24 protein-coding genes and 1 pseudogene are annotated in these 23,425 nt (G+C 33.7%); 6 read left to right on the top strand and 19 right to left on the bottom strand.

The window, feature by feature from the left end; translation table 11 throughout:
* Positions 1-210 precede the first annotated feature (210 nt).
* Both EGX95_RS10215 and EGX95_RS10210 read left to right on the top strand, forming a co-directional pair.
* On the top strand, positions 211-1,266 hold the full coding sequence (locus EGX95_RS10215; RefSeq protein WP_000134902.1) for an enoyl-CoA hydratase/isomerase family protein: 1,056 nt from the start codon (positions 211-213) through the stop codon (positions 1,264-1,266).
* 223 nt (positions 1,267-1,489) lie between these two features.
* A complete protein-coding gene (locus EGX95_RS10210; protein ID WP_000572339.1) occupies positions 1,490-2,122 on the top strand; it encodes a LysE family translocator in 633 nt (210 codons plus the stop codon).
* A gap of 70 nt (positions 2,123-2,192) precedes the next feature.
* Here the strand turns inward: EGX95_RS10210 and EGX95_RS10205 are convergent, their stop codons facing one another.
* The 8 genes from EGX95_RS10205 to EGX95_RS10170 form a co-directional block, all read right to left on the bottom strand.
* A complete protein-coding gene (locus EGX95_RS10205; protein WP_000633358.1) occupies positions 2,193-3,653 on the bottom strand; it encodes a CoA-acylating methylmalonate-semialdehyde dehydrogenase in 1,461 nt (486 codons plus the stop codon).
* A 36-nt stretch (positions 3,654-3,689) separates the two neighbouring features.
* Positions 3,690-4,580 carry an NAD(P)-dependent oxidoreductase gene (locus EGX95_RS10200; RefSeq protein WP_000719436.1) on the bottom strand — a complete coding sequence of 297 codons (891 nt, stop codon included), beginning with the start codon at positions 4,578-4,580 and terminating at the stop codon, positions 3,690-3,692.
* Positions 4,581-4,596: 16 nt separating this feature from the next.
* Positions 4,597-6,306 (bottom strand): acyl-CoA dehydrogenase family protein, encoded by a 1,710-nt coding sequence (locus EGX95_RS10195; RefSeq protein WP_000416019.1) that lies wholly within the window; start codon positions 6,304-6,306, stop codon positions 4,597-4,599.
* Between the two features lie 154 nt (positions 6,307-6,460).
* On the bottom strand, positions 6,461-7,369 hold the full coding sequence (prpB, locus tag EGX95_RS10190) for a methylisocitrate lyase (RefSeq protein ID WP_000312630.1): 909 nt from the start codon (positions 7,367-7,369) through the stop codon (positions 6,461-6,463).
* A gap of 18 nt (positions 7,370-7,387) precedes the next feature.
* On the bottom strand, positions 7,388-8,824 hold the full coding sequence (gene prpD / locus EGX95_RS10185) for a 2-methylcitrate dehydratase (protein ID WP_000598128.1): 1,437 nt from the start codon (positions 8,822-8,824) through the stop codon (positions 7,388-7,390).
* Between the two features lie 98 nt (positions 8,825-8,922).
* The gene (gene mmgD / locus EGX95_RS10180) at positions 8,923-10,044 is read right to left on the bottom strand and encodes a citrate synthase (RefSeq protein WP_001987369.1); all 1,122 of its coding nucleotides are present in this window, start codon (positions 10,042-10,044) and stop codon (positions 8,923-8,925) included.
* Between the two features lie 398 nt (positions 10,045-10,442).
* On the bottom strand, positions 10,443-10,733 hold the full coding sequence (locus tag EGX95_RS10175) for a HesB/YadR/YfhF family protein (RefSeq protein WP_000703229.1): 291 nt from the start codon (positions 10,731-10,733) through the stop codon (positions 10,443-10,445).
* A 16-nt stretch (positions 10,734-10,749) separates the two neighbouring features.
* Positions 10,750-11,895, bottom strand: coding sequence for an MFS transporter (locus EGX95_RS10170; protein ID WP_000440668.1), 1,146 nt, complete (start codon positions 11,893-11,895; stop codon positions 10,750-10,752).
* Between the two features lie 238 nt (positions 11,896-12,133).
* Here EGX95_RS10170 and EGX95_RS10165 point away from each other — a divergent pair, with 238 nt between their 5' ends.
* On the top strand, positions 12,134-12,415 hold the full coding sequence (locus EGX95_RS10165; protein ID WP_000270177.1) for a hypothetical protein: 282 nt from the start codon (positions 12,134-12,136) through the stop codon (positions 12,413-12,415).
* 100 nt (positions 12,416-12,515) lie between these two features.
* On the opposite strand, the gene EGX95_RS10160 is transcribed toward EGX95_RS10165, so the two are convergent.
* Positions 12,516-15,029 carry a PBP1A family penicillin-binding protein gene (locus EGX95_RS10160; protein ID WP_001293971.1) on the bottom strand — a complete coding sequence of 838 codons (2,514 nt, stop codon included), beginning with the start codon at positions 15,027-15,029 and terminating at the stop codon, positions 12,516-12,518.
* Between the two features lie 468 nt (positions 15,030-15,497).
* On the opposite strand from EGX95_RS10160, the gene EGX95_RS10155 reads away from it, so the two are divergent.
* Positions 15,498-15,704 (top strand): KTSC domain-containing protein, encoded by a 207-nt coding sequence (locus tag EGX95_RS10155; protein ID WP_000423629.1) that lies wholly within the window; start codon positions 15,498-15,500, stop codon positions 15,702-15,704.
* Positions 15,705-15,771: 67 nt separating this feature from the next.
* On the opposite strand, the gene EGX95_RS10150 is transcribed toward EGX95_RS10155, so the two are convergent.
* The 4 genes and pseudogenes from EGX95_RS10150 to EGX95_RS10135 all read right to left on the bottom strand — a co-directional run bounded on the left by EGX95_RS10150 (position 15,772) and on the right by EGX95_RS10135 (position 17,568).
* Entirely contained in the window at positions 15,772-15,984 is a 213-nt protein-coding gene (locus EGX95_RS10150) for a YqaE/Pmp3 family membrane protein (RefSeq protein WP_000990231.1), read from the bottom strand.
* 201 nt (positions 15,985-16,185) lie between these two features.
* Positions 16,186-16,843: pseudogene (locus tag EGX95_RS10145) on the bottom strand (DUF6944 family repetitive protein).
* 147 nt (positions 16,844-16,990) lie between these two features.
* Entirely contained in the window at positions 16,991-17,191 is a 201-nt protein-coding gene (locus EGX95_RS10140; RefSeq protein WP_063246689.1) for a hypothetical protein, read from the bottom strand.
* 41 nt (positions 17,192-17,232) lie between these two features.
* Complete coding sequence (locus EGX95_RS10135; protein ID WP_001045106.1) at positions 17,233-17,568, bottom strand: hypothetical protein; 336 nt, start codon at positions 17,566-17,568, stop codon at positions 17,233-17,235.
* 209 nt (positions 17,569-17,777) lie between these two features.
* Here EGX95_RS10135 and gerPF point away from each other — a divergent pair, with 209 nt between their 5' ends.
* A complete protein-coding gene (gerPF, locus tag EGX95_RS10130; protein WP_001141565.1) occupies positions 17,778-17,993 on the top strand; it encodes a spore germination protein GerPF in 216 nt (71 codons plus the stop codon).
* Positions 17,994-18,181: 188 nt separating this feature from the next.
* On the opposite strand, the gene EGX95_RS10125 is transcribed toward gerPF, so the two are convergent.
* The 6 genes from EGX95_RS10125 to EGX95_RS10110 form a co-directional block, all read right to left on the bottom strand.
* Positions 18,182-18,517, bottom strand: coding sequence for a YolD-like family protein (locus tag EGX95_RS10125; protein ID WP_001000620.1), 336 nt, complete (start codon positions 18,515-18,517; stop codon positions 18,182-18,184).
* A 429-nt stretch (positions 18,518-18,946) separates the two neighbouring features.
* Complete coding sequence (locus tag EGX95_RS30340; protein ID WP_012580671.1) at positions 18,947-19,108, bottom strand: hypothetical protein; 162 nt, start codon at positions 19,106-19,108, stop codon at positions 18,947-18,949.
* Complete coding sequence (locus EGX95_RS31040) at positions 19,089-19,274, bottom strand: hypothetical protein (RefSeq protein ID WP_307851375.1); 186 nt, start codon at positions 19,272-19,274, stop codon at positions 19,089-19,091. Before EGX95_RS31040 ends, EGX95_RS30340 begins: the two co-directional genes overlap by 20 nt.
* Before the next feature lie 290 nt (positions 19,275-19,564).
* On the bottom strand, positions 19,565-19,783 hold the full coding sequence (locus EGX95_RS10120) for a hypothetical protein (RefSeq protein WP_000864287.1): 219 nt from the start codon (positions 19,781-19,783) through the stop codon (positions 19,565-19,567).
* A gap of 486 nt (positions 19,784-20,269) precedes the next feature.
* Positions 20,270-21,121: a peptidylprolyl isomerase PrsA gene (locus EGX95_RS10115; RefSeq protein WP_000727486.1), complete on the bottom strand. Its 852-nt coding sequence runs from the start codon at positions 21,119-21,121 to the stop codon at positions 20,270-20,272.
* Between the two features lie 450 nt (positions 21,122-21,571).
* Positions 21,572-22,168 (bottom strand): hypothetical protein, encoded by a 597-nt coding sequence (locus tag EGX95_RS10110; protein ID WP_001157704.1) that lies wholly within the window; start codon positions 22,166-22,168, stop codon positions 21,572-21,574.
* A gap of 275 nt (positions 22,169-22,443) precedes the next feature.
* On the opposite strand from EGX95_RS10110, the gene EGX95_RS10105 reads away from it, so the two are divergent.
* Positions 22,444-22,638: a hypothetical protein gene (locus EGX95_RS10105; protein WP_000412568.1), complete on the top strand. Its 195-nt coding sequence runs from the start codon at positions 22,444-22,446 to the stop codon at positions 22,636-22,638.
* Positions 22,639-23,425: the final 787 nt, after the last annotated feature.

The following is a 23,425-nucleotide window of genomic DNA, read 5'->3' as shown; positions in this document are numbered from 1 at the left end:
TAGCGTGTTTATCATGGTAACTTCAAATAATTACAATTACAGTAATGTTGTAATATTCATTTTCAACCTCCAAAATCCTGCAAATATAACTCGTCAAAATATGCAGTGGATAAATTAACATATACCGCCAACTTTAGACAAAATTTATAAAGGACATTTCAGTACGTATAAAGAATTAAGAATAAGAAGATATGTAAGGGAGGATGAATTATGACTGAACACGTTTTATTTTCTGTTAGCGAAAACGGCGTTGCATCAATTACTTTAAACCGCCCAAAAGCACTTAATTCTTTATCTTATGACATGTTGCAACCAATTGGGCAAAAACTGAAAGAGTGGGAACATGATGAGCGAATTGCGCTTATCGTATTAAAAGGAGCTGGCACAAAAGGTTTTTGTGCAGGTGGCGACATTAAAACTCTTTATGAAGCACGTTCAAATGAAGCTGCATTGCAGCATGCGGAACGTTTCTTTGAAGAAGAGTATGAAATTGATACATATATTTATCAATATAAAAAACCGATTATCGCTTGTTTAGATGGAATTGTAATGGGTGGTGGTGTCGGTCTTACAAATGGTGCGAAATACAGAATTGTAACTGAGCGTACGAAATGGGCAATGCCAGAGATGAATATTGGCTTCTTCCCAGACGTCGGTGCTGCTTATTTCTTAAATAAAGCTCCAGGGTATGCCGGCCGCTATGTCGCTTTAACAGCATCTATTTTAAAAGCTTCTGACGTATTATTTATAAACGCTGCTGATTATTTTATTGCATCTGATTCATTACCAAATTTCCTTACTGAACTGGAAAGTGTAAATTGGTCTAAAGAAGATGATGTACATACTCATTTAAAAGAAGTCATTCGTACATTTGCAACTGCTCCAACATTAGAAAGCGAGCTTGCTCCTTCATTAGAAGAAATTAATTCACATTTTGCATTCGATACAATTGAAGAAATTATTCATTCATTAGAGAAAGATCAAAGTTCCTTTTCTTTAAAAGCGAAAGAAACGTTATTATCAAAATCTCCTATTTCACTAAAAGTAACATTAAAACAGTTTATTGATGGACAAAATAAGTCCGTTGAAGAATGTTTCGCTACTGACCTTGTACTTGCTAAAAACTTCATGAGACATGAAGATTTCTTTGAAGGAGTACGATCTGTTGTCGTTGATAAAGACCAAAATCCAAATTATAAATATAAGCAGTTAAGTGATGTTTCAGAAGAAGATGTAAACCGGTTCTTTAACTTACTTAATGCGTAAAGTGAGAATTTAATAAGTAGGGTTTATCTCCCTCTTATTATTAGTAGAAGCAATCGCCCTTTCATACGGGATTAAATTGAGGCTATATAGTCGTATAATTACACGCCTATATAGCCTTTTTCCTATTTAATAAATTTTAATAAAATTTAATTTTATTAAATCGAATTATGTGCTACACTATTTTTAATTAAATATTCTAAAAATAAAAGAAGGAGGAGCGACTATGATTGAAAATTATTTTCTTTTCATCATTATGTCTATTTGTCTTATTATTTTACCTGGTCCTGATACTGCAATGGCTACGAAAAACACATTAGTTGCTGGTAAGGTAGGCGGGGTGAAAACAGTGTTCGGTACATGTGTTGCACTATTGATTCATACTTTAGCAGCAGTAATCGGACTTTCCGCACTTATTGTAAAGTCAGCTCTTTTATTTTCTATTTTCAAGTACGTTGGAGCTCTATATTTAATTTATATTGGTATTAAAGCTCTTTTAGCAGTAAGAAATAAAGAAGGCGTCAATACGAACGATATATCTTTGAATAACGCAAACGAGAATACTTCTTGCTTTCGCCAAGGGTTTCTTACAAATTTATTAAACCCTAAAATCGCAGTCTTCTTTTTAACATTTTTACCGCAATTTTTAAATCCAAATCATAATACGTTTATCCAACTTCTTATAATGGGCCTTACTTACCTAGTTTTAACAGTTATTTGGTTCGCTTTTTATATATTTTTAATTGATAAAATTAGTGCTTTTATGAAAAAACCGAAGACACAACGTTATATTCAAGGGTTAACAGGAATTGTCTTAATTGGTTTTGGTATTAAACTCGCTTTTGAAAAAAGCAATTAACAAGAAGAAAACCACCACTATTCATAGTGGTGGTTTTCTTTTAACAACTGATTTGGCTGTCTACTTTATATTAAAACCAGCGCTCAGTTACAACTTTTTTACGTGTATAGAATTGAACGCCATCTGTACCATTTGTACCTAAATCACCAAAGAATGAAGCTTTATTTCCTGCGAATGCGAAGAATGCCATTGGTGCTGGAACGTTTACGTTTACACCGATCATGCCCGCATCGATGTTATCACGGAATGTTTGTGCATGTTTACCGCTTGATGTATAAATAACCGCTCCATTTGCAAATTTAGATTGATTTGTTAGTTTAATACCTTCTTCTAAATCTTTAACACGTACAATGCTTAATACTGGAGCAAAAATCTCATCTTGCCAAATTTTCATTTCTTGATTTACACCGTCAAAGATTGTCGCACCTACAAAGTAACCTTCTCCAACTTCTTCCTTAATTTTACGGCCATCTACTAATAAAGTAGCTCCATCTGCTACACCGCTGTTAATATAGCCCAATACGCGTTCTTTATGAGACTCACGAATTAATGGTCCAACATAATTATCTTCGTGGAAACCGTCACCTACTTTTAACTTCTTCGTCTCTGCTACTAGTACGTCGATGAACTCATCTGCAATTTCATCAACTACTGCTACTACTGAACATGCCATGCAGCGCTCTCCACTACTTGCAAATGCAGATCCAATTACACCTTGTACCGTTTTCTCAAGATTGCAATCTGGCATAACAATCGCATGGTTTTTCGCACCAGCTAACGCTTGTACACGTTTCCCATGTTTCGTACCTGTTTCATATACGTAACGAGCTACCGGCTCAGAACCAACGAACGAAACAGCTTGAATATCTTTATTTTCTAAAATGCTATTTACAACATCTTTTCCGCCTTGTACTAAATTTAATACGCCTTTTGGAAAACCAGCTTCATAGAATAACTCTACAAGTCGCTCTGCTAAAAGTGGTGTTCTTTCAGATGTTTTTAATACGAATGTATTACCACAAGCAATTGCAAGCGGGAACATCCATAATGGAATCATCATCGGGAAGTTAAACGGCGTAATTCCAGCAACAACTCCAATTGGGTAGCGCCAAATTGATCCATCAATGCCGCTTGCAATATTCGGAAGTGCTTGTCCCATCATTAAATTTGGAGTAGATGTTGCAAGTTCTACTGCTTCAATACCACGTTGTACTTCACCAGTTGCATCCGTTAATGTTTTACCATTTTCTAGCGTAATGATTTTTGCAAGTTCTTCTTTGTTTTCTTGTAAAAGCTGTAAATATTTATACAATTGTCTTGAACGATTCGGAACTGGTACTTTAGACCATGTTTCGTATGCTGCTTTTGCCGCTTCAACAGCTTTTTCAACATCTTCTTTCGGAGATAGCGGAACGTAAGCGATAATTTTTCCAGTCGCCGGATTTGGAACTGCTTCTACTTCTGTACCAGTAGATTCTACCCACTCACCATTAATATGATTTTTTACTCGTTTAATTTCAGTTGTAATCATTATATTCTCTCCTTTTTTATGATGTTTATAAGTCTATTATTTTTGATTAGAAATTAATTGTTCACTAACTTTCTTATATAAAGCAGCCATATCGTTTTCACCATACCCAGCTTCACTTGCTTCTTCATATACATTTAATAGCATTTCGCTTACTGGTAAGTGAAGTTCACTTTCTTTCGCTAAATCTACTGCAAACCCTAAATCTTTCTTTAATAAATTTACAGTAAAACCTGGCTCGTAGTTTTCTGATGCAATAAAACTTTTATAATTGCGCTCATAAATTCTACTTTGGCCGTAACTTACATTTAAAATATCAAACATTTTATCCAAATCCATATTGTTCTTTTTCGCTAATGTTAATGCTTCACTTACACCAGCTGTATAAAAACCTATTAATAGGTTATTAATTAATTTAACAGTTGTACCACTATCAATTTGCTCACTAACATGGAAGATGTTTGCACCTAATACACCCATGATAGATTCCGTTTTTTCATATACCTCTTTTGATCCACCGACCATAAACGTTAATGTACGGTTTTCGGCTCCAATTACCCCACCACTTACAGGGGCTGCTAAAAAGTCTACTTTCTTTTCTTTTGCCGCTTCCTCTAACTGTTTGTTTAATTGTGGAGATACAGTACTTGTATCTATTAAAACTACATTCGAGTGACTATTTTCAAATAATCCTTCTTCTCCAAAATATACTGCTTCAACAGCACGAGGTGAAGGTAAACTTGTAAAAATTACATCGCATGTCTCTGCTAATTTTGAGATTGATAAGCCAATAATTCCTCCTTCTTTTTCAAAGGAAGCTTCAGCATTTTTATTTAAATCCACACCATATACTGTGTAACTTGATTTAACTAAATTTTTAGACATCGGAAGACCCATGTTACCTAAACCGATAAAACCAATCTTTTTCATATCGCTTTCCTCCTATTTACACAATATACTTTCCGCGATTTATAATAGCTTTCGCAATTTCTCTCTTTTTTGTAAATACGTTCGTGTATAAAGGCACTAATAATTGACGAATTTCAGTTAAAATCACGTGTCTATCTTGTTCTTCTGTAATAGCCGCGGAAAGTATAGAAATCGCTGATTCTTCTACTTTGCGATAGCCTTCTTCACAAATAACGTCAGTTATCATTTGTTTCGTACGCTCTTTTTCTGCACCATTTTTACTAATTGCTTTACTCGTACGTAAAAATGCTGATTCCATTACGTACACGTCCGTTAACATATTTGATAATACACGTGAATATTCTTGCTCTTGATCAATTTTTAAACCTGGAGTTTTAGAGAGCGTTTTCAAAGATTGTTTCAACAATTTTTTCGCTAATAAAATGTAACGATGGTTTCTTTCGACATTTTCTACATCAATCTCTATTTCAGTATCTTCAATTTGTTCCATTTGCTTCATTAACATTTTGGCAACTGTTAATCTATTAATTTCGTTCGTCCCTTCAAAAATACGACTAATTCTAGCATCACGGTATAATCGTTCTACTTCATACTCTTGCATATAACCGTAACCACCATGAATTTGTACAGCTTCATCTACGATATGACCAAGTGTTTCAGAAGCATTTACTTTATTCAGTGCACATTCAATTGCAAATTGAGACATTTTCTTCATAAGATCTTCATCGCTCTCATGAATTGCTTCATCAATTACACCTGCTGTACGATACGCTGCACTTTCTGCTCCATATGTAGCAATGATCATATTTGCAATTTTCTCTTGAATCATCGTAAAGTCTACTAATTCCGTTTGGAACTGTTTACGTTCTTTTCCGTATTGAACGGACAATCCAATTGCTTGCTTTGCTGTTCCAATATTTCCAAAGGCAAGTTTTAATCTAGCAAAGTTAAGAATATTAAGAGCTACATGATGCCCTTTCCCAACTTCCCCTAAAACATTTTCTGCAGGGATGACAACATCTTCTAAAATAAGCGTCGCTGTTGAAGAACCTTTAATCCCCATTTTCTTTTCTTCTAGCCCAATAGATACACCTTCACATGTTCTTTCGACAATAAACGCTGTCATTCCTTTATTTGTCTTCGCAAAAACAACGTATACATCTGCCATATGAGCATTTGTAATCCACTGCTTCTCACCATTTAACTTCCAAGCAGTACCATCTTCATTTAATACTGCACTCGTTTTTGCACTTAAAGCATCAGAACCAGCATTTGGTTCAGTTAAAGCATAAGCCCCAATCCATTCTCCTGATGCAATTTTCGGCAAATATTTTTCTTTTTGTTCTTTCGTTCCGTAATATATGTAAGGCAATGTACCTACACCTGCGTGTATATTAAATGAAACGCTAAATGCACCAGCGTATCCCATTTTTTCTGCTACAAGCCCTGAAACTGCCTTTCCTAATTCAAATCCGCCATATTCTTCTGGAACCTCGATACTTAATAATCCAAGTTCTCCAGCTTTCTCAAACAATTGACGAGAAACTTTATAGTTATGTTGTTCAATATTCTCCATTTGTGGAACAATTTCTTGTTTAACGAATTGTTCAGTCGTTTTTGCGATTAAATCTTCGTCTCCTGAAAAATCTTCTGGCGTAAAGAAAGCATGATTCACATCTTTATTAAGTGAAAAAAATTCATCCCACGGTAACTTCGTTTTCTCCATCTGAATCCCCCTATCATTTCGGCCTTACTTGCTACTACATATGCTCGTCTACGATGAGTGGAATATCTTATTTTTGAAAACAGAAGGCGATGAATTTTCACATCAAGCAGTTTGTCTTGCCAAAGATGTATTCTCATCGCCTTAGTTGTTTTATCTATTGATCCTCTGATAATACTGTTTTTGCAATTCCAGTATCTAGTTCTTCAAAGTCATGATATGAAATTGTTTCATATAACTCACTTCTCGTTTGCATATTAGAAAGTGCATCTTTTTGAGAACCAGTTTCCTTAATTAAAGTAAACACATTCTCATACGCTTTCGCTGCTACGCGAAGTGAAGTTACAGGATAAATAACCATTTGGAAGCCCATATTCGCAAATTCCTCTGCACTATAATACGGCGTTTTCCCGAACTCAGTCATATTGGCAAGTAAAGGTGCATTTACTTTACTATTAAATAGACGGAATTCCTCTTCTGATTGTAGCGCTTCTGGGAAAATTGCGTCTGCACCTGCTTTTACATATGCATTCGCTCTTTCAATTGCTTCATCTAATCCTTCTACACCACGAGCATCTGTGCGCGCTACAATATATAAGCTCGGTGCAACTTCTTTAATCGCTTTAATCTTTTGAACTAATTCTTCTGTCGTAACGAGTTTCTTACCATTTAAATGGCCACATTTCTTTGGTAATTGCTGATCTTCAATTTGGACAGCTGCTACTTTCGCTTCCACCATTTCTACAGCAGTTCTCGCTACATTTAATACACCACCAAACCCTGTATCAATGTCAACAAGAACAGGTAAATCTGTAGCTCTTACTAAATCTCTTGCTCTCTCTGCTACTTCAGTAGACGTTACGATTCCTAAATCCGGTAGCCCTTTACTTGCAGTATAAGCAGCTCCCGATAAATAAAGAGCTGAAAAACCTGTATTTTTCGCAACAAGAGCTGCCATTGCATCATGAGCACCTGGAATCTGTAAAATTTCATTTGCTTCTACTAAAGCTCGGAAGCGATTCGCAAGCTCTTCTTGTGTTGACTGTTTATCCACAACCCAAGCCATTCTAGATTCCCCCTATTATTAAATTAAGAATAGATCTACAAATTCATTTACATTCATATTTTCTAGTTTCTCTTCATTTAAACAAGCTTCATGAATTTGTTCTTGTTGCTTACTAGAATAATGACCTGCCATATTTGCAGTGAATTTTTGAACAACTTTTGGAATTGCTTCGTCTCTACGGAAACGGTGACCAAGTGGATATTCACATTCCACATTTTCTGTTACAGTTCCATCTTTGAAATGAACTTGAACAGCGTTGGCGATTGAGCGCTTGTTCGGGTCAAGGTAATCTAAACTGTACTGTTTATTTTCAACAACAACCATCTTATTACGTAATTCATCTACACGTGGATCATTTGCTACTGCATCCTCATAATCATCCGCAACGATATCCCCTTTTAATAAACCAATTGCCGTAATGTATTGTAAGCAATGATCACGATCCGCTGGGTTATTTAATGGACCTTCTTTATCAATAATACGAATTGCTGATTCGTGCGTTGTAATTGTAATACGGTCAATTTCATCTAATCTTTCTTTAATTTCCGGATGTAATTTCACAGCACATTCTGCAGCTGTTTGTGCATGGAATTCTGCTGGATATGAAACTTTAAATAATACATTTTCCATTACATATGAATCTAATGGTCTCGCTAACTTTAATTCTTGTTTATTAAATAATACATCTTGGAATCCCCAGCCTGGTGCAGATAAAGCTGTTGGATAACCCATTTCACCTTTTAGAGCAGTCATTGCAAGATGAACACCGCGGCTCGTTGCATCACCTGCTGCCCATGATTTACGTGATCCCGTATTTGGAGCATGACGATATGTACGAAGACTAGAATTATCAATCCATGCATGTGATAATGCATTAAAGATTTCTTCACGTGTTCCGCCAAGCATTTTTGCAACTACTGCAGTTGTTGCTACTTTTACATATAATACGTGGTCAAGACCAACTCTGTTTAAGCTGTTTTCTAAAGCAAGTACACCTTGAATTTCATGTGCTTTAATCATCATTTCTAGTACTTCACGTACTTTTAATGGTTCTTTTCCTTCTGAAATACGAACACGGCTAATATAATCTGCAACTGCTAAAATTCCGCCTAAGTTATCAGATGGATGTCCCCACTCTGCTGCAAGCCAAGTATCGTTATAGTCTAACCAACGGATCATACATCCGATATTAAATGCACCTTTCACTGGATCAAGTACATATGACGTACCTGGTACACGTGTACCATTTGGCACGATTGTTCCTGGAACAACTGGTCCTAATAATTTCGTACATTCTGGATATTGTAGTGCTAAAATTCCGCATCCAAGCGTATCAAGTAAGACGTAACGAGCAGTACTGAATGCTTCTGCGCTAGTTACCTCTTTATTTAATACATAATCCGTAATTTCTTCTAATAACGCATCTTTTTGTTTAATTTCATTTGTTTTAATCATGCAATTCTTCCCTTTCTGTCGAAAATTCGTTATTATTAATGATGGGTGTCGGTCAAACACCCATCTGGCGGGCGGTGCTAACAACTCCCCAGTTGTTCTTATTTACTAAGCACATGTCGCTCGCCAATATAATTTACACGTGGACGGAACAAACGATTGTTCGCGTGTTGCTCAATAACGTGTGCACAAAGTCCTACTGTTCTAGAGCTAAAGAAAATTGGTGTGTACAGTTGAATTGGAATACCAAGCATCCAATATACTGGAGCTGCGTAATAATCAAGGTTTGGATAAATTCCTTTTTCCTTCTCCATAATCTTTTCTCCCGCTTCACACATTTCATATAGTGTATAATCACCTTTTACATCACATAACTGCTTTAAAGCTTCCTTCATCATCAATGCTCTTGGATCCATCTTCTTCATGTATACACGATGTCCAAAGCCCATAATTTTTTCTTTGTTATATAGTTTCTTCTGTAATAACTCTTCAAACTTTTCAACATTACCAGCTTCTAAAAGCATGTACATAACCGCTTCGTTCGCACCGCCATGTAAGCTACCTTTTAAAGATGCAACCGCACCTGTTAAAGCACCATATAAGTCGGATTGCGTAGACGCAATAACGCGCGCTGTAAATGTAGAGTTTGGCATTTCATGTTCACTATATAAAACAAGGGAACGATCAAAGATCTTCTCCTCAAGTTCAGTTGGTTTTTTACCTGTTAACATATAGAAGAAATTCGCGCTATATGATAATTCCTTAAGTGGTTCGATTGGCTCTTCATTATTTAAAATATGATAGCTATTCGCTACAATGTTTGGTACTTTACTCAATAATTTGTACCCGCGGCTTTTGTTTACTTCTAACGAGCGATTTTCAATATCATTATCGTAACCAGCTAATGCGGACACACCTGTACGCAATCCATCCATCGGGTGTGTTTCTTTCGGTAACGCCTTCAGTACGTTAAATACACCTTCTGGTACTGCGTATTCTTCTTTTAATTTCTTTTCAAGTGTTGCTTTTTCATCTTCATTCGGTAGATGTTCTTCCAATAAAAGGTGCACAATGTCTAAATACTCTTTTGTTTTTGAGAGTTCGATTAAATCATACCCTTGAATTACAATTTCACCTTTCACTGTGTCAAGAAACGAAATCTTCGTCTCCGCTGCCACTATACCATCTAATCCCGGGGAAAATTTTTCTTCAGCTTTCATCATTATTTCCTCCAATCCTAATAGATCTTCGTGCACATAACTGTAAGCCTTTACAATATTGCGAAACTACATTTCTATTTCAATGTATCAGAGTTTTTAGAAGATTTCAATTTATTTTATAATGATAAGTTTCCTATACTTTTACCGATGTAACAATACAGTTTTTCAACAATAATTTTCATATTTTACAAAGAAAGGACAGACTTCTCTTTCTTCATCTTTAAAACAAAATATAAAGTTGATTCATATAATCCCGTTAAATATATACCTACTTTACAATTTCTTTTACTAAATAAAAAAACGAGCTGTATTCATATACAACTCGCTTTTCGCATTATATTTATTTCACTATTCCCTAAATATAATTCCCATATAAAATTTATTTATTTTTAATAAAGTTATTATTTTACATAATTAAATTGAATTTCTTCCATTTCCTCATGATAACTTACAAATAAATCATAGTTTTGAAAATACCAAAGATCATCAGAATCTACAAAAAATATAATACCTTCCTTCTCAACTGACACGATTTCCCCATCTGGTTTCTCTGCAACAATGCCTAAAGAATATCCCGGCTGAATTGAACTGTTCCCTCCGTACCTTACAGTAAAACGTACAGATTCACCGTGCTTTATACGTAATTCTTCCTGGAACCATTGTAGAGCTTTACGATCAATTGAAATTTTCATCTTTATTCCCCCCAGTTTATGCAAACTCTTTTTTTCCTAATCGTTGTTTTACAAAGAAGACGAAAATAATTAAGGCTGTTAATGCTGAAATTGCACTCCCTGAAAATAAAATACGATAACCAAACATTTGTGAAACAACCCCAAGTAAAATAGCACCTAATCCAATTCCTAAATCAAACGCTGTAAAAAATGAAGCGTTCGCAACTCCTCTTTTACTCGGATCGACAATTGTAAGCATTGCCGCTTGCAAAGCTGGCTGTGCTGAACCGAATCCAACACCATATAATGTAGCTGCGATAACTACACCTATTAAATTATTTGAAATCGTTAATACAACTATTGCAATAATAGTAATGCATAGTGCCGGAAGTATGATAAATACTTCTCCATACTTATCTAATAGTTTTCCTGAAATTGGTCTTACGATTGTTAAAGCAATTGCATATACAAGAAAGAATGTCCCAGGATTCACATCAATTGACGATGCAAATAGCGGTAAAAACGTCGTAATGCCTCCATATGCAAATGATAAAAAAAATACAACTATCGTAATGGATAGAACGGATTTTTCAAACAGTTGTATTTTCCCTTTTTCTTTTTGTGGTGTGAATGGCATTTTCGTCATTAACGATAATAAGACTGCCATAAAGGATAAAAGAGTTGCTAACAAGAATAGGCCGTGAAATGAATAATTTTGTACAACCGCTAATCCAATCATTGGCCCGATGGCCATTGCAATCGTCATAGCCATTCCGTACCAACCCATCCCTTCACCACGGCGTGAATCTGGAATAATATCAGTTATCGCTGTTCCAACAGCTGTTGTAGAAACAGCCCATGTTACTCCATGAATAACCCTCAAAACAGCTAAAAGGACAATAGTCGACGCTAAATTATAAGAATACATCGTTAACCCAAAAAAGATGAGCCCGAAAATAATAAAGGATCTTCTACCATATTGATCCAACATTCCTCCAATAATCGGTCGTATTACAACTGCCGCTATTGTAAACATTCCCATCATAAGTCCTACTTGTGATTCATTACCACCTATCTCTTTAATAAAGAGTGGGAGCGTTGGAACTAGTAAATAAAATCCTGTAAATAAAAATAACATTGCGAAAGTCATTTGAATAAATGATTTCGTCCATAATCGTTCCATTCATATTCCTCCATAAACACGTAAGTTATTGCAATTAACACCTCCATTTTACAGTTTCTTCGTTCCTTTTCCCTCCGTAAATAGACGTATCTTTTTATAATAAATGGTCCAAAATCAATTTAAATTGGTCTTACAACTTTATACGTATGTTTTAGCCTAAAGTCCCATTTATTTGTACCTTTATATGTGTGAAAAGAATATACTACTTTATTATCGCAACTTAGGAGTGAATATTTTTATGTGGGTATCATCAAGAGTAACTGCCGTAGTTCCTTCGACCCCCGAAATACACGTTCCCGCTGTTCATACAGCTAGTTCTGATGTCGGTATTGAACTTCCCGCAACTTGGCAACACTATCAAATTCCCGGTCAAATTACTCCCTCATTTTGGCATCATGGCGCACATCCAAGTAGTACCCCCTTTCAAAGCCACGCTTATCCTCCGTTACCTCAATCTCAAATTTTTTATCATTTTCCTTCAATTTATTTTCAAAACTTCTATGGTACTTTTAATATTTAAAATACATTGTCTCATAGCTACTGCATTTAAAAGAAAAAAGCACTTAAGATTGTAATTTTACAAATCTTAAGTGCTTTTTAATATTTTTTATAAAATTTTCTTATTGTCCATTATTAGCAGGGGCCTCTCCTGCATTACCGCCAGTTTCTGGTTGTGTGGTCGCTGGTGGAGTTGTATTTCCTTGGCCTCCTCCATTATTTGCTGGAGGTGTCGTATTTCCTTGACCTCCACCGTTATTTGCTGGAGGTGTCGTATTTCCTTGGCCTCCTCCGTTATTTGCTGGAGGTGTCGTATTCCCTTGGCCTCCACCGTTATTTGCTGGAGGTGTCGTATTCCCTTGGTCTCCCCCATTATTTGCTGGAGGTGTCGTATTCCCTTGGCCTCCTCCATTATTTTGTTCATTTTGTTTCTTTTCTTCTTCTTGTTTCTTTTGCTCTTCTAGTTTCTTTTGTTCTTCTTGCTTCTTAAGTTCCTCTTGTTGCTTTTGTTCTTCTTGTTTTTTCAGTTCTTCCTGTTTCTTTAATTCTTCTTGCTTTTTCTCTTCTTCAGTTTTTTGCTGTTGATCTTGTTTTGGTTTTTCCGTTGTATCCGGTACGCTCGTATTTGGAGAAGAATCACGTTTTTCACCTTTTATACGCAGCTCACTACCTTCTTGAATTACACTACTTGGCATTTTAAATCTTGATTTATCTGTAGCCATCTGGCTCATCATTGCTTTAAAGATCAACTGTGCAATTTTCGTATTTTTACTACTAATATACTCGTCTTTACCATCTTTCATATACCCAGTCCATACTGCCATCGTATATTGCGGCGTATAACCTGCAAACCAACTATCACGAGTTGCACTTTCCGGAATATTAAATTTTGCTAATTGTTTTGAATCATAGTTTGTTGTACCTGTTTTTCCAGCTACATCTAAAGAACTTATATTTGCTGCTGTACCAGTACCTGATGTCACTACTGAACGAAGCATATCAGTAATCATATATGCTGTAGAGTCAGCTATAACTTGTTTTGGTTTTTGCCCGAAACTTTGTGACTTACCGTCTGGATAAACTACTTTCTTAACAAAATGCGGTTTTGCATACTTTCCACCATTACCAAATGTCGCATAAGCACCCGCTATTTCAGTTGGTGATACTTCGTTTGTACCAATAGCTGTAGATTCTGTTGGCGCTTTTTTAAATGTAATACCTAATTTCTCAGAGAATTCCTTTGATTTATTAAGTCCTACTTCTTTTGCAGTTTTAACTGCTGGAACGTTACGTGACATTTTTAACGCCTCACGCATAGTAATTGGACCTAAATGACTTCTGTCTGCATTTCGAAGTTCTTGTCCAGTTGAATATTTAAATGGAGAATCATCAATTTGATGATACGTAGCCCATTTTAAGTATTCAATTGCAGGACCGTAATCAAAGATTGGCTTCATAGTTGAACCAGCTGCACGATCTAATTCAATGGCCATATTATGCCCTTTAAATACGGCTTTATTTTCACCGCGCCCACTACCTATAGCACGAATCTCACCTGTTTTCGTATCCATAAATGTGAAAGCACCTTGGAATTTATCATTTGGATAATTAATAATATTTTCATTTAAAATCTTATCAGCAAATTCCTGTGCTTTCGGGTCTAATGTTGTATAAATTTCTAAGCCATCAGATCCAATATTAACATCTGGTATTTCTTTTTCTACTTCTTTCACTACGGCATCCATAAATGCAGTATGCGGCATTGTTTGAAGTTCCGTTGCTGTCTTAAGTCCCTTTGTCACTTCAACTTTCGAAGCTTCTTCCATTTCTGCCTTCGTAATATAACCATGTCGATTCATCAATTTTAGGACAACATTTCTTCTTTCTGTTGCTCTTTGAATATTTTCTGTCTTCGTTGGATCATAGTTATTCGGTGCTTTTGGTAAACCTGCAAGCATCGCAACTTCTGGTAAGGTTAACTCTTTTAATTCTTTACCGTAGTAGTTCTGTGCTGCTGTTGCGATACCATATGAACGATTACCTAAATTAATTTTATTTAAATACATTTCTAAAATCTCATGTTTTGAATACTGTTGTTCTAGCTTATACGCTAAATAAATTTCCTGAACCTTACGTTTTGATGTTTTTTCCATCGATAAGAAGTAGTTTTTAATAACTTGCTGCGTGATCGTACTTCCACCTTGTGAACCGTAATCTCCTTTAAGACTCACCAAAACAGCACGTGCAGTACCTTTAAAGTCTACTCCGCTATGCTCGTAAAATCGTGCATCTTCTGTTGCTAAAAATGCATTTTCTACTAATTTAGGAATTTGATCATACGTAACATTCGTCCGTTTCTCTTTCCCATATTCATATACCAACTCGCCATTTTTATCATAAATTTTTGAGGATAACGGATTAACAAGTTTTGCTTTCTCAAGTTTCGGTGCGTCCTTAATCATTACGAAGAAGGTAGCAACCCCCGCCACTAAACCAACAATACCAAGTAATAAACAAGTAATTAAAAACTTGCGAAAGAATGATGTTTTACCTTTTGGTTTTTGTGTTTTAGAAGCTGGCTGTTTTTTCTTTTTAACTTGTCGTCGCTCCTCTCGAGAACGATAATTTTCTGACATGTTACTTTCTCCTGCCTTTCAATTCTCCCGTTGATTTACTAAAAAATATTGAGGTCACTTTCTAAAATGAATTTAATTAAGAAAGTATATTGACCTGGAGCATTCAATATTTTCCTAATTCACAGATTATAAATTTTAGAATACTTCTTATACTAAGTATTTTCACTTCTATTTTTCTAATAATGCTGCCCCTTTAAGCATAGAATGTAAAAAGTGAAATTTTAATACCTCGTATAAATAATATACCTTTTTTTCAAATGGTCAATATTTTCTTATTTATAAATCAAAGGTGAAATAAAAATAGCACAACGATATGTACTTCGTGTGAACTTCCTTATAATTACGTATAACGAACATTTAATATATTGCATATAAGTATAATACCTCTTTAATTATAAAGACTTCAACACCACAACCTCAACATCTATAAGAATTTATTAAAAATGAAAAGTGAGGAGTTGCGTAATAATGGAACTATCTCCCGTGATTTCCAAAACTATAGTTGCTGTTGGCTATAATCCTTTTTCTATGATTTTACGCATTCAATTAAAGCATGGACTGTATGATTTCTTTAACGTTCCTGAAAACATTTACACCGGTTTATTAAACGCACACTCCAAAACGAATTATCACAATACTTATATTAAAAATTCTTACCGCTACACTAAAATTTAAACTTAACTAGAATGAAAAAAGAAAGGAGGTAGTCCCCCTTTCTTTTTTAAATCATTTCACAACTCAGCTATCTTCTGTTCTTTTTATTTATTTCATCATATGCTTGAATTTGTTTTTTTAAACGCCGATCTGCTTTTTTATCATGTACAACTAATATCGCATGAATAACACCTGGAACCCAAAATATTAATGTTAATATGAAATTAATTACTGCTTGAAATGGTTTTCCGCAAAATAATACGGCTACAGGTGGAAGAAGAATTGCCAACAAATACATCATCTCTTGAAAACTCCTTGTTTTGTATTTTTCTCTCTCCATACACTATAAAAACCAGTAACTTTTACATTTCCGATATTTTTATTACCCACTAATAACTGTTCTACCATTATATATTCTATTTCAATGCAAAAAAACCTACCACTTCAACTTTTCTACTTATGTAAAATTGAAATTTTACATACCATCTTTCCATGAACAATTTCATATGATTATTTTTTCTAATCTTTTTTCTTTCTCTATTATAGTTAATCCAATTGCCGAAATAGCAGTTCCTATCGCTTGTATCCAAACACCAATAAGTGCTATTATTCTCTCATCTTTCTTATCAACCTTACTGTCTTCATTTTGTATTCTATTCTGCATTACATTAACAATACCTTGATACGCTTGAAGTCCAGCGCCTAAACTTTGCAGAGAATTTCCTATCACTATAATTTTCTGCAACATTTTCATCTGAAGTAAAGCCGCTTCTACTCCTAAAAAAGCTCCAATTGATTGTAAGCTATTCCCTACAATTATAAGATAATCATTTTCTTTCAATTGTTCATTTATATTAAAATATGTTCCTATTACATTTGATATATTCCCTAACGCTAATAACTCAATGCCCATTTTATCGAGCATTTCACTTTTTTTCCAAACACATATTTTGATTTTCTTTTTCAACTTTATCTTCGGTTTCATTACTCCCTATAATTTGCAATATATACCCGAGGGCTTGTAATGAACTTCCTACAATTACAATCTCCGATTCAACTTTCTCTTCCCCTATAAATCCTCTTGTCGTCCCAATTGCCGCTGTAAGATTCCCTCCTACTTGAAACCATGCTCCTGTCACTTTTAAACCGTTTGGATTCATTTTTATCACCTATTTAGAAATTTTCTAGTGCTTTCGAAATACATAAATGGCATCCTTTAACTCATATTTATTTTCTATATGTAATTTTGTGCATTCTATAATGTGTTAAAAATACAAAAAAGAGTAACCCATAACAGTTACTCTTTCCTATATATCAAAAAAATCATTATTTATTTCGTTATTGCTTTTAAATTTCAACTTCTCTTTCCCGCACTTCTCACACCTATACACATAAGCTACACCTAGCTTACCACTTTTGAAATCTTTATTATCCTGCATCTTAATAAAACTATATTTATGTTTACAGTGAGATTCGTCTAAAAATTTTTCAAACCATTTTTTCAACATAGAACTGTTCACCTCTATGAAAGAATCTTCATCTTGCCTTATTACATACTTTTACTTAAATACTCAACCTCATGTTGTAACTTTTTAAATTGTTCAAAATGCATAGTGATAGATTGACTGTTTCCATACTCAGCACTATGCTTCACCAATAAAACACCCGTGTCATGAAAAAACGCGTCAAGCTCTTTTCTAATGGATACTTTCATTATATGCGCTGTTTTAATAGCCGATAAAATTGCAATTTCATTAAACTTTAATTTTATTTCCTTTGGACAAAATGCTTCTTCCACCAATATAACTTCATTGCTATAAATAAGTGCAACAAGATTACTTGACTTTGCATCTGTTAAATCTACTTTTTTTATAACTTTATTCATTACATTTTGCCTCCTTTGTTTTCATATATGACAATTATACAATTTCCATTTTTAATTACGTAACCTTACATTCAGTTTAACACACTTTTATTATAGGATTAAGCTACACTTCAAACGTTTTATTATTCCGCAATTTTCGTTAGATGAACCCTTTGGACTATAAGACCATATAGTAGTGTTAACAAATGATTGTAAAGTGGGTGAGAACTATGCCCTCAGTTGTAGGGAATTTAGTTGTACAAAATAGTAACGGTTCATTTAATTTAGGTGATTTCTATAACGTTTCTCCAAAAGAAAACACGAAGGCTTATAATGGATCTGGTGCTTCCAACGTTGGTTTTGTTGTTAATACTTTTAATGGTGTGAGTGCGACTAATACGTTTGATTCTGACCTTGCGGATCAAAACCAAGTCGGTACAGCTTAACCCTATTTTTTCATCGTTCTGTTTAAGAATTTTTAATTTGTCCATACTATAATCAGGCTGTTATACAGCTATTGTTGATTTTTGGAGTACCCTATCTTTTTCTCCCTTTCCCTGGGGCTTAGCAGCTAGTATGAAGCTAGCTGCTTTTCCGTTTCATTTTTTCTGTTTCACATCTAACATAGCTTACTTTACGCTATTTCAATAATATCCGTGGTATTAAATACGTAAGTTTTATAAAACGCGTCAGTACACATTACAATGCGCTTTAGCGGATTTATATGTACAACTGTCATGTAGCTTGTAAGTATGTATCCATCTTCAAAATATGTCACCAATATTTCTTTCTCAGACAATAATGACATTAATAATTTATCAGAAATTCCCTCTTTTGCTTCTTTTGTTAAAAATGGTTTTTGTACTTTAAATTTCTCCCCAATAACCTTTCGCATACTTAATAACTGTTCCGACATTACTGTAAATGGAACCCATTCTCTTTTTGCTCTTTGCATCTTTACATCATTCATTTCTCTATCTCCTCGATTATTTATCCATTCTATTTCAAACATATTGCGCTTCGATTATTCTTTAATCATTGCTCGGCTCATATTGCTCCCGCACGAACAGATAGGAAATCTCCCACCTCAAAATTCACAACATACAAGGAAAGTAAGTCGAAAATCAACTCCCCGTAAACAGCCGATTGGTGAAAATGTAATTAGTGGATGATGAACACCCACTAATTACATTTTCACTTTATTTCTAAATCGTATACTACCTACACATACAAGAACATTCGTTCTAATTATACACGAACCTACGTTCTTTTGAGAAGGAATTTATTTTTTCTTCATCAAATGAGCCTTTTTCCCATTTAATAGGAAGTTCACGTATCAACTAAAAAACGACTTCACTTAAAGAGAAGTCGTTTTTTCTAATCACCTATATTTCTATATTTATTTTTCTATCCTGACAAGTGTTCTTTCTGGAATACGAATCTCATCTATATTAAAATGATTTATTTTTAATTTTAATTCTCCCAATCGTTCCTTATCTTCATTACCAACCCAACCACTGAATAATTCAAAATAGTCCCCATTATTTAAATACCTTTCCATAATCGCGCATAAAGCTAATAGCTTTTTTAGCTTCTTTCTTCTCCCTTTCAGTTTGCCACTCATCAAGTTCAATGCCCCACATTGTTTCAATTTCAAGCATACTTTCATCTGAAAAACATGGGCCAAAAACAATTACATCATTAAAATCTGGATCCGTTAATGGAATTTCTACATTTCAGCCTATATAACTTGCTAAACTCATTTTTACTCCTCCAATATTCGTATAAAAAATACTTTATATGAACATGTATCTACTCAACTATAAAATCCCTTCCTACACTAAAAAGTTTTATTTTTTTCGAGTTTATTAACCATCTAAAACTGAAAGCATATATTATAAAGAACAAACTCACAAAATTTAAGGGATTTATAATGGACCTCAATTCGTTTCTTATGAATTCCTATGAAAAGAGAGCAATTTAAACGCTCTCTTTTCGTACATACTGCGTAAAATTATTAACTATATTTTGGTTGCACTATTATATGTAATTCCCTCTCTGTTACTGCTTTTTTAGGGTTTCGAAAATACTCTAATTCGTATTTTACTACTTCATAGCCAACCATCCCAATCTTAATTCCTTTCGTTTCTTTTAAAATAGCTAATAGGTTATTTATATCTTCATCATACGATTCAAAAATTTTCCCTCCGTCTTCTCTTTGAAAAATTACTTTCACATTTTCTCCCCCTACATCATTTATTTATCTATCCAATAATTCATTCTTTACCTTAAAATTTCATACGAAAAAGAACATCCATCTTAATAGAATGCTCTGCTTTTCACTTCATTTAACGTCAATATATTTCAATCTTATTGTATGTTTCATTCTGCAAATTATGTTTATCCACTTCTATAAAGTGAAACTTTAATCCACTCAAGCTTTGTTCATTCCTGACTAATAATCAGCCTACGCAAATCTTACTGCCTACAAATAATGGGCTAAAATTAATTAATTCGTTTTATATTTAATGAGATGAAACAAAACATTATAATATCAACATTCTATGAAGTGATGATTAATCTACTTCAAAATAATTACATAAATTTCCATTGTAATTCTTAATATTTATATGTAATATTGTATTGTCTTACTATCTATTTATAACTCACACACTAACTAGAAAAGGGAACCTTTAAAGGTTCCCTTTTCTAATTACAGTCATTATTTCTTTTCTAGAAATTCAAATGTATTTTTAAACTCTTTATCATTCACCTTAATATCAGCATCTTTCAATAATTCATTGACTACTTGTTGTTTCCATTTACCTGTCGTGTCTTGTAGTCTTTGCTGTTCTATATCTTTACGAATTGAATCTTTTACTTCATCAAATGGCTTTAATTCTTTTTTATCTGTCACTTTAATAATATGGTAACCGTAAGTTGTTTTTACTGGTTCACTTACTTGTCCTGCATCTAATTTATATGCAGCTTCCTCAAATTCTTTTACCGTTTGCCCTGGAGCAAAACCAGCGATTTCCCCGCCCTGTTCTTTTGAACCAGTATCCTCTGAGTATTGCTTCGCTAAAGCCGCAAAATCTTCTCCGTTATTTACTTTCTCTTTCACTTCTTTAGCAGTCTTTTCATCTTTTACTAAAATGTGACTTACCTTCATTTCTGGTTTATAGTTATCTTTTACATCTTTTTCTGTAACAGTCGCTTTAATCGCTTTCTCAAATGCAATTTCTGGCTTCATTTTTTCTTTTAATTCATCTTCATTTTTCAATCCAAGTTGCTCTAGAGTCGATTTGAAATTGTCGCCCATTTTATCTTTTGCTTCTTCAACTTGTTTTTTCGCTTCCTCATCTGAAACTTTATATTTATCTAGCAACGCCTTACTTAACACCATTTGGTATAAAGTACTTTCCCCATATTTTTGTCTTAATTCTTTACTTAACTCTTTCTCTGTAACATTTCCTACTTTTGATGTTACTACGTTGTCTGAGGAACCACATGCAGATAATGCCAGTACTACACATGAAATAATTGTTCCTAAAAATAACTTTTTCTTTTTCAATTCAAAATACCTCACTTTTATTATTATATAAGAATAACTATACAATAACCTTGTGTAAACAATGTGTTTTCTACATGTAATTCATTTCATGTAAAAAAACTATGTATCAGTAGATAACATTAGTTAATCAATCTATCTTTTGCGCTAATATTAGAACCATTTTCTCTATTACTAATCTTCGTTTTTTGTAATTAATCTTCTTTATACTATGAAACATATGTATGAAAGTTAATTTACTGTATTTTTTGTGATTATTCTATATTAACGAAAACAATTTATCTCTCATTTCTTTTATATTTCAATTCAAAAATACTATCTTTACACTCTATATAAGATTCAGTAACAATTTTATCAGTGGAAGCCTCGTTTATCGTCCGCAATAACTCTACAAAATAACGTTAATGCATACGAAAAAGACATTTTCTATTAATGAAAATGTCTTCTCACAATTTAATAAAACAGTTTTGGTGTTAAATCTGTATTTTGTAATTGTGCACTTTCACTGCTCGGAACACAGCTTGTGGAGAATAATATTGGGATACCACAAACATCATCGTTCATTACATCATGAAATACATCTGCAGCAACACCAGTAAATGTTTGACATAAATTTGAAATATCATCATTAAAAAATTGAATTACTTGTGCAGCAAAAACAGGAAAGACAACATTTGCCCCACCAGGGAGTTGAGGCTGTACAACAACTTGTTCGAAATAAGGATTATTTTCTAGCGCCACTTGAAATAAATGGGCAATTTCAAATGCATCTAGTGGACATGGCAGTGGATTTACAATGTCATTTTCATTATTAGTTACAATAACTGTTACACTTACATTCCCAAATTCTACAAAAGATTTTAGGAGCGTTGCTAACGCTCTCGCTTTTTCATCACTTAACGCGTGCACTAAAATAATATAATTCCCTCCAACTGGAATTAGCGGACCAACTGTAACTGTTGGATCAGCACCAATTGAATTTTTTAACTCATTGAAATATGTGATCCATGGTGGTGAAAGCTGAGGTTGAGCTTGTACATTTTCTTGCAATCTTTCATTACCTCCTAATACAATTCTTACTACTATAATATGTAGCAAGAAAAAAAGCGTATTAGATAAATTACTTATTTTTTAATTTTACCTATTATATTGATTATACATTGTATAGAACATTCTCAGTTTTTACTGTATTTTCCACATTTTCACCATGCCATAGAACTCCATATCATTATCAACTCAACTAAAATTTCATATTATATTAGTACGTCTTTATAATATGAACGAAAAAACGCAGTATACAATTCTGCATCATAGGAGCTGATTTCATGGAGAAAAAACCTATTGTTTTCAAAGTCCCACCAAATTCAAAATTAAAAGTTACATTTTTCGGTCCTTGTAACGAAGTAATTACAAATGTTTCTATAATTAATCAACTTTCCACACCTAAATGTCAAACTATTACACAATATCCAAACTATACGAAATATGAAACTGAAGTACGATCATTATCGAGTTGTTAATCCATTCTATACAAAATCCTTACAATTTGGTTAACTACAAAACCTTATTAATAGACTAAGATTACTCATTTCATGATATTTCATTGATAATTTATTGATTTTTCACACATTTACATCGACCGAACATATATTATCGTATGGAGATTATCCACTCATAAAACCTATCTTTCTTTAGAGCGTACTTTTTATGTATGCTCTTTTTTTATTTATCCCTTATTCTGTACATATAAATCTGATCACTTTTATATTTCACGTCGGGTAAATCGACCTGCCCTTTATAAATAATCTAGTCAAGGTGTCCCCCATAATACTTCTTTATTTATTAGACATTCACTACTCTATTAAATTCGTGTATCCATTCGAGCACCATTTATCTAATATATTTTCCTTCTAAATTCACCAAAGATGTATTAAAATTCTTTATATACTCAAGGAGGTCAAATATGTTCAAGTTGTATCCCATACTACTCATCTTAGGATTTATTTTATTTTTATATAGTGTACTTGCCTTCATGTTATTCCTTTCCATACAATAGTAATACCTGCACAAACCGATGTTAAATATGTAATTTCTATATAGTAATGAAAAAGCCTTTAATTATACGGACATAAATTAAGATGTCTTTTTATACCATTAGGCAACTAGCAAATGTAACGCCAAAGAACTTTTACAACCTAGTTACTTACTCTTTTTATTACCTGCAGAAGATCTAATACTTAAAATAAGATAGCCCTTTCAACATCAAAACTGTAAAAAATAATTTTTAAAATTTACCTTTCATCATTA

It is taken from the genome of Bacillus sp. FDAARGOS_527 (assembly GCF_003812125.1).
GTDB classification, from domain to species: Bacteria; Bacillota; Bacilli; order Bacillales; family Bacillaceae_G; genus Bacillus_A; species Bacillus_A paranthracis.
Note: the sequence above shows the minus strand (reverse complement) of the source record. Positions and strands in the feature narration are given on the sequence as shown.